The organism is Fimbriimonadaceae bacterium (assembly GCA_019638775.1).
Taxonomy (GTDB): domain Bacteria; phylum Armatimonadota; class Fimbriimonadia; order Fimbriimonadales; family Fimbriimonadaceae; genus JAHBTD01.
The window spans coordinates 1299257-1312241 of the sequence record JAHBTD010000001.1; the positions used below are offsets into that span (position 1 = coordinate 1299257).

General features: G+C 53.6%; 13 protein-coding genes. 7 read left to right on the forward strand and 6 right to left on the reverse strand.

Annotated features, from left to right (window positions below; genetic code table 11):
- Positions 1–90 precede the first annotated feature (90 nt).
- Positions 91–552 carry a DinB family protein gene (locus KF784_06095; GenBank protein ID MBX3118616.1) on the forward strand — a complete coding sequence of 154 codons (462 nt, stop codon included), beginning with the start codon at positions 91–93 and terminating at the stop codon, positions 550–552.
- On the opposite strand, the gene KF784_06100 is transcribed toward KF784_06095, so the two are convergent.
- On the reverse strand, positions 547–1011 hold the full coding sequence (locus tag KF784_06100; protein ID MBX3118617.1) for a very short patch repair endonuclease: 465 nt from the start codon (positions 1009–1011) through the stop codon (positions 547–549). The two genes, KF784_06095 and KF784_06100, sit on opposite strands and share 6 nt — an antisense overlap.
- 73 nt (positions 1012–1084) lie before the next feature.
- Between KF784_06100 and KF784_06105 the strand changes: the two genes are divergently transcribed.
- From KF784_06105 to KF784_06120, 4 genes are all read left to right on the forward strand, one after another.
- The gene (locus KF784_06105; protein ID MBX3118618.1) at positions 1085–2158 is read left to right on the forward strand and encodes a DNA cytosine methyltransferase; all 1074 of its coding nucleotides are present in this window, start codon (positions 1085–1087) and stop codon (positions 2156–2158) included.
- Entirely contained in the window at positions 2155–3492 is a 1338-nt protein-coding gene (locus KF784_06110; protein MBX3118619.1) for an ATP-binding protein, read from the forward strand. Before KF784_06105 ends, KF784_06110 begins: the two co-directional genes overlap by 4 nt.
- Positions 3479–4438, forward strand: coding sequence for a hypothetical protein (locus KF784_06115; GenBank protein MBX3118620.1), 960 nt, complete (start codon positions 3479–3481; stop codon positions 4436–4438). Before KF784_06110 ends, KF784_06115 begins: the two co-directional genes overlap by 14 nt.
- 64 nt (positions 4439–4502) lie before the next feature.
- The gene (locus KF784_06120; protein MBX3118621.1) at positions 4503–5570 is read left to right on the forward strand and encodes a hypothetical protein; all 1068 of its coding nucleotides are present in this window, start codon (positions 4503–4505) and stop codon (positions 5568–5570) included.
- A gap of 128 nt (positions 5571–5698) precedes the next feature.
- Here KF784_06120 and KF784_06125 read toward each other — a convergent pair whose 3' ends face one another.
- Genes KF784_06125 through KF784_06135 form a run of 3 tightly spaced genes read right to left on the reverse strand, consistent with a single transcriptional unit; the run spans position 5699 to position 9030 of the window.
- Positions 5699–6613, reverse strand: coding sequence for a hypothetical protein (locus KF784_06125; GenBank protein MBX3118622.1), 915 nt, complete (start codon positions 6611–6613; stop codon positions 5699–5701).
- Positions 6614–6660: 47 nt separating this feature from the next.
- Positions 6661–7941 carry an aminopeptidase P family protein gene (locus tag KF784_06130; GenBank protein MBX3118623.1) on the reverse strand — a complete coding sequence of 427 codons (1281 nt, stop codon included), beginning with the start codon at positions 7939–7941 and terminating at the stop codon, positions 6661–6663.
- Positions 7942–7974: 33 nt separating this feature from the next.
- Positions 7975–9030: an RsmB/NOP family class I SAM-dependent RNA methyltransferase gene (locus KF784_06135; GenBank protein MBX3118624.1), complete on the reverse strand. Its 1056-nt coding sequence runs from the start codon at positions 9028–9030 to the stop codon at positions 7975–7977.
- A gap of 319 nt (positions 9031–9349) precedes the next feature.
- Here KF784_06135 and KF784_06140 point away from each other — a divergent pair, with 319 nt between their 5' ends.
- Together KF784_06140 and KF784_06145 are read left to right on the forward strand one after the other, a co-directional pair.
- Complete coding sequence (locus KF784_06140; GenBank protein MBX3118625.1) at positions 9350–9733, forward strand: hypothetical protein; 384 nt, start codon at positions 9350–9352, stop codon at positions 9731–9733.
- Positions 9734–9797: 64 nt separating this feature from the next.
- Positions 9798–11033, forward strand: a complete 1236-nt coding sequence (locus KF784_06145; GenBank protein ID MBX3118626.1) for a family 10 glycosylhydrolase — start codon at positions 9798–9800, stop codon at positions 11031–11033.
- Positions 11034–11371: 338 nt separating this feature from the next.
- On the opposite strand, the gene KF784_06150 is transcribed toward KF784_06145, so the two are convergent.
- Together KF784_06150 and KF784_06155 are read right to left on the reverse strand one after the other, a co-directional pair.
- Positions 11372–12622: a WD40 repeat domain-containing protein gene (locus KF784_06150; GenBank protein ID MBX3118627.1), complete on the reverse strand. Its 1251-nt coding sequence runs from the start codon at positions 12620–12622 to the stop codon at positions 11372–11374.
- Positions 12619–12963, reverse strand: coding sequence for a TfoX/Sxy family protein (locus tag KF784_06155; protein ID MBX3118628.1), 345 nt, complete (start codon positions 12961–12963; stop codon positions 12619–12621). The genes KF784_06150 and KF784_06155 overlap by 4 nt, the downstream gene beginning before the upstream one ends.
- Between the last annotated feature and the right edge of the window lie 22 nt (positions 12964–12985).

Here is a 12985-nt window from a genome sequence, read left to right on the forward strand (position 1 = left end):
CAGGATTAGGGTGAAGAGTTTTGAAATGGGCTTTCCGACTTCCGATTTCCGATCTCTCCCAAATCAGCGCTGCGACGGTAGAATCCGGCTATGCTCAGCCCCTACATTTTCATCGGTTTGGAGAAGAATATGAGCCTGTACGCCCGGCTTGCGGGGGCTGTTCCGGCGGATCGGTTGGACGTTCCCACCGGGGTGGGTCGGTTCACGGCTCGGCAGGCTTTGGCGCACTGGGCGGATTGGGAGGCGATCCATCTTTCGCGGATTGAGGCGGCTTTGGGGCAGGATGGCGCGGAGGTTCCGGATTATGACGAGGGCGCGCGGTGTGTGGAGCAGAATTACGACGCTTGGGATGTGGCGTCGATGATGCAGAAGTTTGCGACGGAGCGGGCGCAACTGACTGTCCGGCTGAAGGGTTTGAGCGAGGAGCAGCTTGAGCAGCGCTTTGCGCACAGCCATTTTGGAAAGCTGTCGGTAGCGGACTATGCCGGGCATATTCTGGGGCATGATGCTTACCACGTGGAGCAGTTGGTCGGGGTGTGTAGCCCGTCATGAGGCGTATGGCTTGCGCTTCTCTGCCACCATCCTAATTGGCTCGCTTAAGGGTGGATTAAGACTTTCCAGCACCTTGCGGATACAGCCTTCCAAATCCTTCTGAATCTGTTTGCCCCAGAACCGCATGACAGTCCAGCCTGCACTTTCAAGAGCGGCATTCACCTCTCGATCTCGCATAATATTGCGCTCGATTTTTGCGATCCAAAACTCTTTGTTTGTGTCCAGATTCACTTTCTGGCGTTCCCAGTTGTACCCGTGCCAGAATTCCGAATCGACAAAGATGGCGATACGCGCTCGAAAAATCACGATATCTGGCGTGCCCGGGAGCTTTCGCACGTGTTTTCGATACCGAATACCTCGACTCCAAAGGGCTCGTCGAAGGGCGACCTCAATGAGGCTGTCCTTGGATCGCACACGTTTCATCAGCCGCGTCCGCCGTTCGGGTGAAAGCCGATCCATGGCTCATTCTATCGTGATTTAGGTTCAGGAGCGACAACTATGCTATTCTTCGATCGTCTCTTGGTATGAATTCATGGGGAAGCACTTGATCGGAATTGATCTCTGTTGCGGCGTCGGCGGCATGAGTGCGGGATTTCGCGATGCCGGATTCGATGTCCGCGCAGCAGTCGATAACGATCCCATCAATGTCGACTATCACCATCGAAACTTTCCTGAATGCGAGGCGATTCGAGAGGACCTTGAATGCCTTTCGGCGGTCGAGCTAAGATCTTTGGCGAAGCTTGGCCGTAAGGAGATTCACGTCGTTTTTGGCGGTCCGCCATGTCAAGGCTTCTCCTTGATGGGAAAACGTAGCCTTGATGACCCTCGGAGTTCGATTCTCCTTGAGTTTGGACGTCTTGCGACGGAACTCAATCCAAACTACATCGTTGCAGAGAACGTGACTGGGTTACTCGTCGGTGCAACCCGATCATTTTATGACGCATTAAGAAAACTGCTTGAAGCTGAAAATTATGAAGTGCTTGACCCTTGGGTGATAGATGCTGTAGATTACGGTGTACCGCAATCGAGGCGGAGGGTTATTATCGTGGCTAAGAGGGGAGGCATGCCTGTACCGGAGAAACCGAAGCCCATAGGCGCAACCGAGTGTATCACGGTTCGTGACGCGATAGGGGACCTTGAACTGATCGATGCAGATTCGATTGTTGGGGATCGTTATGCTGGAGAGCTGGGTTTCCCCAGTGAATACGCCAAACAGCTCCGAGAAGGCCGTGATTCAAGCAGCGACCCGCTAACCTGCTGTGCCTTTCCAACTCACTCAGACGCTGTCATCAAGCGGTTCGAGGCAACAAAAGCTGGCGAGTTTGAGGCCATCTCACGATTCAAACGGCTAGCGTGGGACAGCGTTTCCAACACGTTGAGGGCAGGAACCGGGCGCGATAAAGGCTCCTTCATGGCCGCTCGCCCAATTCACCCTTCTCAGCCGCGATGCATTACAGTACGGGAGGCTGCAAGATTGCACAGCTTCGAAGATGCTCACGAATTTCATCCGACGCATTGGCATGGATTTCGCCAAGTAGGAAATGCTGTACCCCCTATTCTTGCTAAAGTGGTCGCCGTAGCACTGGAGGATATCACTAGTAAATGAGCAATGATCAATCCATCATAGTAGAAGCTGATCCACAGAAAGAATTCTTTATTTCGATGATCGTTCGTGACATTGATCTTCTAAGTGCAGTGGTAGACCTAGTCGATAATTCCGTAGACGCAGCGCGTCGCAGCAGTAATGTGTCTCTCGACGGATTTAGAGTTGAACTATTTTTGAATAAGCAGACATTTACGATTAAGGACAATTGCGGAGGTATGGATGCAAAGGTGGCCCGTGAACGTGCATTTAAATTTGGAAGACCTGATGAGTTTTTACATGATACAAAGTCAGTTGGGCGATTTGGAATCGGAATGAAACGTGCCATTTTTAAAATGGGTCGACATTTCAATGTGTCATCAACGGCTGAACAATCTAGTTTTGAAATTGATGTAGATGTTGAACAATGGAAAAAAGAAGAAGGGCCATGGCAATTCAGATTCACCAAACTTGATGAGTCTCCGCAAGTCGCTCCTAGTTATGGGTACGGTACCACAGTTGAAGTTTCAGAGCTATTTGACACTGTTTCAGAACAATTTCATAACTCACAAACCATTTCGCGACTAATGCGTATGTTATCATATAGACATCTTTGGAATATGATGGACGGCTTAACCATAAAAGTAAACGGAACTGACGTCAAAAGTGTTCATCTTGGCGTCGCTAGTTCCGATGAGATAAGACCAGAGGTCAGAATTAGGAACGTACCAATTGGTGAGGAAGCACCAATTCGGCTTTGGGTTATTGCAGGACTATCCAAAGGAGTTCCTGAAGAAGCGGGATGGTATGTATTCTGCAACCACCGTATGTTACTGCAAGCTGACAAAAGCGAGACTACAGCGTGGAACAAGAAGGGTAGAACACCACGCTATCACAATCAGTATAGCAGATTTCGCGGATTTCTTATGTTTGAAAGTGTAAATATTGACGCATTACCTTGGAATACTACAAAGACAGATTTGGATACAGATTCTTTTGTGTACACTATCGCATTAAAGGAAATGATTGAGAGCATGTATCCCGTACTGCGTTGGCTAGATGAATTGAAAGCATACAAAAAGCATAGAGGGAAGGAAGACGAGGAACGTGTCGAAATTGAAAAGACGCTTGACGATACTGGCCGATATGAACTATTTACTCTGGCGAAGGAGAGTAAGTTTTCTGCACGTGAGTTAGAAGTAATGGATGAAGATCAGGAGGGGCTTGCTAAAGTTGCTTTTCAGTACGATAAGGAGATAGTCGAAAAGATTAAAGAGTGCCTGCAGGTAAGAACAAACCGCGAGGTTGGCGAGAAAACCCTAGAGTATTATTATAAGTACGAATGTGAAGATGAATAAACAAGCTATAATACGACCAAAAGTTGATTACCGCCTGCGTCCTTCTAAGTCGATTGAAAGGCGCATGATGGTTGAAGCCTTTCAAAGGCTTAGTAATTTCGGAGCGCTGGACAGTTACCGCTATATTGGTTTCGGCAGTATCTATTTTGTAGATTTTCTTCTATTCCACAAAGCATTGGCAATTAACGACTTTATTTCGATAGAGCATAAGCAAGGGTTGAGAGAGAGAATTGAGTTCAACCTACCACTTAAATGTATAAAATTGGAGTTTAAGAAGAGCACGGATGTCCTTCAATCGATCGGATATGAGGCACGCACCATACTATGGCTTGATTACGAAGACTACTTGAACGAGGGCCACCTCATTGACCTTTCAATATATTGCAAAAGTGCACAGAGCGGAAGTATCATAATGCTGACATTTAAAGCGTTGGCATGCAAAGCGCAAGAAAGACGCTGGGAAACTTTGCGGGAAAGAGTGACTGATGAGCGTTTCCCGCAAGATATTGTCGTGAGTGATACTTATGGAGAAGGAATATATTCGGTTAATTCTAAAATAATTCAGGCAGAATTAGATAACGCACTTTTAGAGCGTAACAGCGGGCAGGCACAAGGAACTCGCTTTGAAGCTAAGCAAATATTTAATTATAGCTACTGTGATAGTGTGCATATGCATACAGTAGGTTATGTATTGTATCAAGGAGGTGATCGGTCGAAGCTTGATTCTTGTAGATTTGCGGATATAGAACATATCAATGCAACGTCTGTGCCATATCAGATTGACCCTCCGAAGCTGACTGCTATAGAACTAGCTTGTCTAATTCGTGAAATGCCTTTTGATCGTAGTGCGAAGTCGCCACTTACTTGTGTGCCAATCGAGGATGTAGAATCTCTTGGTCGATTGTACAGGTACCTTCCTGTCTTCGTAGAGTCAGAAGGGATATAGGACACGTTATTGTTTTCGCATGTAGATATGCGATGATATAGTCGCGGTTGGATATCAGTGACGTTTGCAGCACGGTGTCGAACTTGAGCCGAGTAGGGGCGTCATTGCTGACGTGGGAGTTTTGATGTGGCGGGCGGGCGATCTTCGCCGATTGCTGGTTGTGGCGTTGGCGGTGATTGCCGGGGCAGTTGGCGCGTTGGCGGTTGGGCAGGATGGGGGCGGCTTCCCAGACACCTTCGTCATTGCGACAGCGGAACCGATCCCCAAGGACCGTTTTGAGACGCTTTCCAAAGCAACAGTGGAGGATGCCGTCAAGAAGTTGGAGGGGGAGAGTTATGTCCGCTTTTCTGCCGGAGGGAAGCTTTACCTGATTGACCCTAAGCTTGCGCAGCAGGAGCGGATCGAAAAGATGTCGGGGTTTTGGCGCGCGGTGTTGGCAGCTAAGGATGGGGTGGTGGCGGGCGATATCGAGCCCGGGCTTTCGACCTTTGTAAAGGACTTCTTTGGCGGGCTTTGCGGGGCAGTATCAGCCGAGAAATCGTCTTATGCGATGGAGCCGGTGGCGAGAGTTGTTTTACAATCGGGCTCGCAGTCGGTGAGCCTCAGTTTTAGCCAGCCTTACAATCCGGGAGTGCGTGAGCAGCTCAATAAGAATCCGCTGTTGATTCCAAAAGCCAAGCCTGGGGACCCGCCGCGTCGATCCCCTGGATACTTGAATGGCGTTTCGCCTCGCTCTATTCATTTGCAGTATTTGGGCAAGCAGCGCACCGGTGGACTGGTCTGGGCGCAGGACTTTGAAGAGGTGTCGAAGCACCTGGCGAAGATGCAGCTTGAGATGCAGACGCTTTCTGTGAAGGCGCTGGAACACTTGGGAGCGAGGGCAAAGGACACGTCAACGTCGGAGTTTTTGGCTGCGCTTGACAAAGGAATGAACCTCGCGCAGGTTACAAAGCAAGCGCAGGATGCTATCCGATCGAAGTTGATGGGCAACTTTTCGAGCTATGGGTTTAAGTCGGCCGAGGATGCGGAGGCGTTTTTGTCTTCGGCGAAGATCGGCTCGGCGCGGATGGGCGTGAATGTCTTGGCTTCTAGGGGCAACGGCGGATTTGAGGCGATAGCTATTTATCCTTGAGGTGTTCTCGGCTACGCAGCCCGCACCGACTTCGTCGGCTGAATGGCGAACCGAAACATGCTGGGCATGGGGACCTCCCCACCCTAACCCTCCCCTTCCATTTCCAGAAAAATGGAAGGGGAGGGAAATTATTCCTGAGCGCTTAAATATGCGTTCAGGTGTTCGACTGTTTTCTCGCGGGTGCGCTGAGAGGCAGCGGCGCCGAAGGTGATTTGGCGATCTTGGTCGTCGGTCATAACGATAGCCGTGACGGTTTTTCTTGAATTCGACTGTCTGAAGCCTTCGTTTTCGACCTCCATAATCTTTGCGACGCACTCAGCTTTCGCGTCTTGGGGCAGACGATACTTCTTCTCTCGCTTAATCCCAAAGAGCGTTTTGCGGATGGTGAGCTCGTATCCGTCCAATTCAATTTCTTCGTTCGCTGCAGCGTTGTAAGCCGCAGCAAACATGGCAAAACCTGCGGCGAAGAAGATGGAGTAGAAGAGGAGCATAAACAGCGCTGGCCAGCCGAATGCAGTGAGCATCCCCCCGATCATGAGCACGGCGTGAAAAGTGGTGAAGGCCGTCCACCCCAGCCCAAACAGGCCGATAAAAAGCGCGCCGCCAATGTTGCCGGGTGAGAGTTTGAGCTTGAGAACGGGTGGGATTTCGAGGTCGGTGGGGACGCCCATCTCCAACTTGGCGGATCGCTGCTCTAGCCGCTCTTGCAGAGTGTTGAGATCGACGATGCCTTCGGGGTCGCCGGGGGATAGCCGGGCGAGGCGCTTGCGCAGATCAGTTTCGATGCTGTCGATTTGGGAGATCGCGTGCTCCATGGTGGAGGCGAGGCGGGAGTGCTCGTAGTTGTCGGCGGCGTTGAGGCGGGTCTGAATTTTGGGGCCGGAATCTCGGAGGCGTTCGAGGATGTCGAGGCGTTCGTGGACCTCACGCTCAGTGAGGGGGGTGTCGTCCATCACGAGCGGGGCGAATTCGGCCACCCAGGCCTGGGCCTGGTTTGTGATGTCAACGTATGGCTGTTCGGGCGGCAGGGCAAAACCGGACATTCTTGGTTATTGTATCGGGTTGAGGATTGGAGATTGGAGAGTTGTTGCTATCGTGGAATATCGCTGGTCAAATTCATCGGCCCGTCGGTGGTGACGAGGATGTTGTCCTCCAGCCTTACACCACCCTGACCGATCCAGCGATCAACGACTTCCCAATTCAGTACGTCTCGGAAGCGGTCGCGGTTTTCGGCTTTTTGCAGCAGGGCGGGGATGAAGTAGAGCCCGGGCTCAACAGTCATCAGATAGCCTTCTTCCAGCGGCAAATCGACCCGGACGTTGACGCCGCAGCATCGGGATGGGCGATCCCGGCCCAACAGGCCTCCGCTGGCATCGCGCACGCCTAGCCCGACCATGTGGCCGACTCCGTGGGGGAAGAATAGGGCGATGGCTTCGCTTTCGACGAGGTCTTCTGGGCTGACGAGGGAGATCCCCATATCTTTCATGCCTTGAGCCATCGTGAGGGCAGCGGTGTGGTGGACATCGTGCCACTCGCGTCCGATGGTGCATTCTTCGATGCAGGCATTAAGAGCGGCGTGGACTGTGTCGTAGAGCGCCTGCTGCTCGGGCGTGAACTTGCCCGACGCGGGATAGGTTCGGGTGACGTCGGCAACGTAGCCGTCGACATGGCCACCGGCGTCGATCAGCACCATATCGTCGCTTTGCACCACTCGATCACCGGGCGTGAAATGGAATACGGCGCTGTTGCTTCCGGTGCCGACGATGGAGTGATAGCCCATGCCGTCGGCTCCGGTGAGGCAGGTCGCAGCTTCGAGCACGACTTGGATTTGGCGCTCGGTGACGCCGGGTTGGATGAACTCGACGGCAGCAGCGTGTCCGGCAGCTGTAGCGGATGCAGCTCGCTTGAGCAGGACGAGCTCATGAGAATCCTTGGGGCGGCGGACATGGCTAAGTTGATTGCGTAGGAGGAGGGTGAGTTCGTGGTCCTCTTCAATCCCGGCATGAGGTACGCCAAGTAGCGCGACCGGCCTTCCGGCTCGCTGACTGAGCCAGCCGTTTAGTTCGGTGATGGGCAAGTAGGGCTCATCGATGGAAACATCGCCATCCCACACTTGCTCAAGTTCGGTGACGGGCGGAACAAAGTCGGTCCAACCTTCATTCGGATCATAGGCAAGGACCGAGCCGGGCCTTTGGCGTTCGGCAAGCCAGCGGTATTCGGGGTGGGGGCGATACTCGAAGCACTGGTCGGCTCCACCGGGGATGTTGATTGGACTTCCGGCCCCAATCAGGACGATCTGTTGATTCAGATTCCAGATTTCTGCCGCTTTCTTTCGTCGGGCGCGAAGGAGGATTTCAATTTCAGCTTGCACGGGAGAGGCTTACCCTTTATGAGCAGCCTGCGGCTACCGCTTCTTACGGCGAATGACGAAAGGCTTAGGCTCGGGCTTCTTGTACTCCCGCTTCGACTCCGGCCTCGAATCCCGTGCCGGGTCTTCTTCTTTGCCGTAATGCCACAGTCCAGTCAGTTCTTTTAGCGTTTCCGGGTAGTGCGCGTCGGGCTCGCCTTTGCGCCGGATGAGGGCGGCAAAGGCTCCCGCACCGAGGCCGTAATGGGGGAAAAGCCGGTAGCACGTCACCTCCGAATACTTGGATTTGTATTCGGCGAGGTGGGGAATCTCGACGGCTTCGAGGTCGTCGTACTCCTTTAGCAGCCATTCGATGATCCGCTCATTCTCCTTGATGGCGAATGTGCAAGTGGAATAGAAAAGGTGTCCTCCGGGGCGGAGGCATTGAATCGCATTTCCGGTGATCCTGCGCTGACGCCCAACATTCATGTCGATCATGTTTGGGGCGAAGCAGCCGGGGTTCGGTTCGCCCTTTGCGAGCAGCGACTGCCCGGAACAAGGGGCGTCCACAAGGATTAGGTCGAAAGCTTCCGGGAATCGTTTCGCGTAAACGGAAGGATCGGCAGACCACACCACCGAGTTTTCGATGTGGCAACGCTTGAGGTTGGCAATGAGCGTTCCGCAGCGCTTTCGGATCGTTTCGTTACAGGCAAGTAACGTGGGCTGGAAGAGCTTGGACGCGAAGATGGATTTTCCTCCGGGGGAAGCGCAAAGATCGAGGATCGTTTTGGGTGCGCTTTCGATCGCCAGCATCACGGATGCGGAGAAGATAGACGAGAAGTCGAGGACGTAATAAGCGCCTTTATCGTGCAGCGGGTGTCTGCCAGGGCGGAATGTGTCGCGGATGCGGACCACGAAGTCGGGCTGCCATTCGACCGCAGTCAATTTTGGGAAAGCACGAATTTCTGGGCGATCTTCGAGAAGAATGAGGGCTTGCTCACGCGCGACGCCTTCGGTGAGGGCCTTGACGAACTGTTCGCGCTCCTCCTCGTCCCGAAAAAGTTGGGACGCGGTTTTGAGAAGGAGGGCTCCAGGGGCTCGCGTCAGTCTCACCAAACGATTATGGCGTGTTGGAAGCCCAGCGGCATAGGCCCGCGTTTTGAACTAATATGAGGTCCTATGCACACGACGCTGCGGCACTTATGACAGTATTTGTTGATTCTTTAGAATAAGTATTAGTTGGGACAGATTGCACGCTTAAACCATACATAACTGTAAAGAATTCTGATCATATCTCAACTTCGGCGAATACATTTAAGGTGAAAGATGAGCTTAAATGCGCATATTTTTCGTTCGTTACAAAAAATTTTTTACAAATGGGGGAAATCCGCACAATAATACATATGAGGGTTTGATACGAACGGAGGGAGTAATGACCGTTCAGCCAAACGAATATGAGAAATGGAATGACCAGATTAAGTACGTCTGGGCCATGGCAGCGATAACCCTCGATCAGCCCGAGCGCTTTTGGCGGTTTTTGCATCAAGCGGCAGATATGATCTGCTTGGGTGAGGGGAGCGTGCAACAGCGTCTAGAGCGAGCCTGGAAGCTCGCGCTGGGAAACATCCAGCTAAGCGATATACCCTCGGCAAATCTTCAAGAGTATCTCGCTTTGCGTGCGGAGGCCGTGGGTGCCCGGCTCGACAGTAGCGAGCGCTATGGCTCGCTTAGCCACATGACAGACCAAGATGCGATGGATCATGCGAATCGGATTGTGCGCTTGGCTCTGGACAATGCTGGGCGTGTGTCCATTTGATTGGTCTCGGTGGTTATGAAAGTAATCCGGTGACAAACATCTTGCGGCGCAGTTAAACTGGGCCGTGGCGGGTTTTTCTTTACGTGGCGTCTGGTGCAGTTCTCATGAGGCGGGGACGACGAGGGAATCGGTCTGTGCGTTCCTTGACAAGTTGCAGGCCAACGGCATCAACGCCTTCTTCATGTGCGTGAAGCATGGAAACGGCACCATCGCCTGGCCCAGCAAAAGATTCCCCGACCTCGTTCAGGAGCCGTACAAGTCGTTCGATCTGCCTGCCGTGCTCCAGGAAGAATGTGCCAAGCGCGGCATCCAGCCCCACGCTTGGTTCTTCGACTTCTTCGAGAGCGAGAAGAGCCCGATTTTCCTCGAGCACCCCGAGTGGGCCATGCGCGACAAGCACGGCGCAACGACAGCCGAGGTGATCCTGCGCGGCAAGAGGTTTGGCGGGATGTGGATGTGCCCTGCTCAGCGCCCCGGCTACACGGACCAGTGGCTGATCCCCCTTTATGCCGACTTTGCCGAGCGGTATCAATGGGCGTCGATCCACCACGACTATGTGCGCTATCCGGGAGACGTTGCCCCAGACCAGTACTGCTATTGCGACTATTGCCTGGAGAACATGCCGAGGTTCAACAGCCTCATCCATGAAAGTTTCCCCGACGAGTCGTTTCACCATCCCCTCTACGATCGCCCATTTCTGGAGTCGCACTGGGAGCCGAGCCCCCGCGTGCTGCCGCCGAATTGGGACGCGCTGCCTCGGCACATGAAGGCCGACTTCCTGCTGGAAGGGCAGTTCTTCCAAGGCGGTCGGAGCGACCTCGATTATTTCTTCTACACCTACCGCACCCATTGGATCACCGAGTTCACCCGAGAGTGCCACGCCGCAGTAAAGGCGGTGAACCCGAAGATGAAGCTGAGCGGCGCGATCTTCAAAAACCCCATCCACAGCGGACGCTTCATCGGGCAAGACTGGCGCACCTTCGCGCCGTACATGGAGATCACCATCCCGATGGACTACCGCGACCATTTCCCCGGCACCTTCGAGCAATATCTGGGATTGCTGGAGGAGACGATCCATCGGCAGAAAGAATGGGCGAGGGACTTCGAGGCGCTCTACATCGGCATCGCGACGAACTTCCTCTTCTTCGAGGAGCCGGACGGCCCCTACCCGCCGGAGAAGATGCGCCGGGTCATCGAGACGATCGAGCACACCGGCGTTCCTGGCATGGTGATCTTCTGCAACGATCAGCTGGATCGGTACGGCATGTGGGACGTCGTCCGGGAGAAGTTTGTTGGGTAGCTATGAGCTGGGCGTGAGTAGCTAGGAGTGAGTAGCTAGGAGCTATGAGTGAGGGGCGGAGTGTGGCTTGGGCGTCTCGCCCAAGCGTTCCACGGGCGTCCCGCCCGTGGCCAAGCTGAGAATCCACCCGATGCCGTTCTTCGCAAGCCGGGAATGCATGGGCGAGACGCCTATGCGACGTACGCTCGGGACGAATGTGCCACCACTCAACGGCCCTTATTCTTGATATCTTTTGCCAGCGCGAATCCGGCCCCGACAAGGAGCAGAAAGAAGATAACTCCAAAGACGGCGAACAGCATAAAAGTAGTGTACGTGATTTCTGAGACGCTGGTCGAGTCTTATCGCGGGACCATGGCTGAGGATCGGCCAACCGGGGCTCCTGCAAAGAGCTCTTTAAGCCTCTGAGCAACGGCGGCCGGGTTTGCGATGAGGGTTGATTTGGAGTCAATGACATGCGCGGCTTCCCTCGGGTCGGAACTGCAGGTTCCGTCGGGCAAGACGATCAACGCCCTCTTTGCGATACCGAAGGGACGATTCTCATCCTCCTCAAATACCTCCATTCCGAGCGGTACGGAATCACCATAGATCGTGAAAGCAAGCTTGCCAGAGCTGACGTCAAAGACTCGATTGAAGATGGCGATGAGTCTATCCGTGACAAACCACCAGTTTTGTGAGACTATTTCTGTGCCCAGGTCCGACGAATTGATCTCGCAGATGCTTTGGCCGCTCAGCGAGTCTTGAACGATTAGCTTTTGTCTGCCCGCAGGTCGGAATCCAACGTAACGACCGCTCGGAGAAAACTTGAGCGCGATGTCTGCGGGCACGTTTTTGGGTCGACCGATCAGCGTCAAGGGTTTGCCTGGCAGAGTGATAGGAATATTGAGTTCCCCATCTGCGTTCGTCAGCCGCTTTTTCATCAAGACTTTCTTGCTAAATGTCTCACGGACAACAAGCGTTTGAGGGCCATCGTCAGCCCCGTCGATCCAATAGACGAGCTGCCCGTTCGAGCCGTCTACAAAGCTGACGTCTGGACCAGAGAATAACTCCCCTTCCGGGGGTCTTTCCATGAGTTTGCCGGTGCTGAGGTCCCACCTTTGGAGGGCAGGGGAGAGCGCAGCAAGGGACTTGCCGTCGGGCGAGAAGACCATATCTGCATAGTCCTCGGCTCCGTGGAGTAATCGTAAGCTGCCGTAAGGTCTCCCTAAGTAGATTGTGCTTGCCCCAGTCCACCCCTCCTCGTCGAAGGCTATGTATTCTCCGTCGGGCGAGAATTGCGCCTGATGTGGGGAGTTCTCGTAGAGTCGGATCGGGAGTTCATCGACGGTAAATTGAGTAATAGAATCGTCCTCAGTCCAGGAGAGGATTCGCACCGTGCCTCTCACTTGATTGTAGACAGCGAACCGCTGGCCGTCGGGCGAGACCGCGAGCAGCCAACCTGGACAAAGCCCACCGATGTTATCCGCAGACATGCCTTCCAGCGGTGACATTCCAACCGGTTTAGCTTCTGGCTTAGCGACTTGCTGCGGCTTGGAGGGTGAGCAACCGGTCAACGCCAAAGTTGCCAGACAAAGAGCGACGTACCTTGTCATTTTTTGCGCGGCCTTTTGGCTCTCTCAGCAACGCTAACCGCCTTCTCCATCCAAACGCCAAGCTCCTTGGCATCTTCGAAGACAGCTTTGGGCACCTCCCAATAGCTCATTGGGGTGGGTGCGTTCATCGGGTTGAAGGGCTCCATCCCGGCGGCTTCGTAGTCGGAGCGGTTGGTGTCGTCGACCTTAAAATACAGCTTGCCATCATCCGCCACGGCAAAGAACAGTTCGCCCGAGTAGACGCCCAGACCGCCAAACATCGACTTCGTTCGGATGGGTGCCGTCGCTACTGCCGCAAGCCTCTCCTCCAGCATCGCTTGATACTCTTTGCTTATCGCCATGCGTTACTCTTCGCTGACCAAG

Excerpts from the sequence above, each read along its gene's own strand:
- KF784_06155 (MBX3118628.1), bottom strand. The coding sequence starts at position 12,963 with ATGGCGATAAGCAAAGAGTATCAAGCGATGCTGGAGGAGAGGCTTGCG.
- KF784_06105 (MBX3118618.1), top strand. The coding sequence starts at position 1,085 with ATGGGGAAGCACTTGATCGGAATTGATCTCTGTTGCGGCGTCGGCGGC.
- KF784_06140 (MBX3118625.1), top strand. The coding sequence starts at position 9,350 with ATGACCGTTCAGCCAAACGAATATGAGAAATGGAATGACCAGATTAAG.
- KF784_06110 (MBX3118619.1), top strand. The coding sequence starts at position 2,155 with ATGAGCAATGATCAATCCATCATAGTAGAAGCTGATCCACAGAAAGAA.
- KF784_06125 (MBX3118622.1), bottom strand. The coding sequence starts at position 6,613 with ATGTCCGGTTTTGCCCTGCCGCCCGAACAGCCATACGTTGACATCACA.
- KF784_06150 (MBX3118627.1), bottom strand. The coding sequence starts at position 12,622 with ATGACAAGGTACGTCGCTCTTTGTCTGGCAACTTTGGCGTTGACCGGT.
- KF784_06095 (MBX3118616.1), top strand. The coding sequence starts at position 91 with ATGCTCAGCCCCTACATTTTCATCGGTTTGGAGAAGAATATGAGCCTG.
- KF784_06100 (MBX3118617.1), bottom strand. The coding sequence starts at position 1,011 with ATGGATCGGCTTTCACCCGAACGGCGGACGCGGCTGATGAAACGTGTG.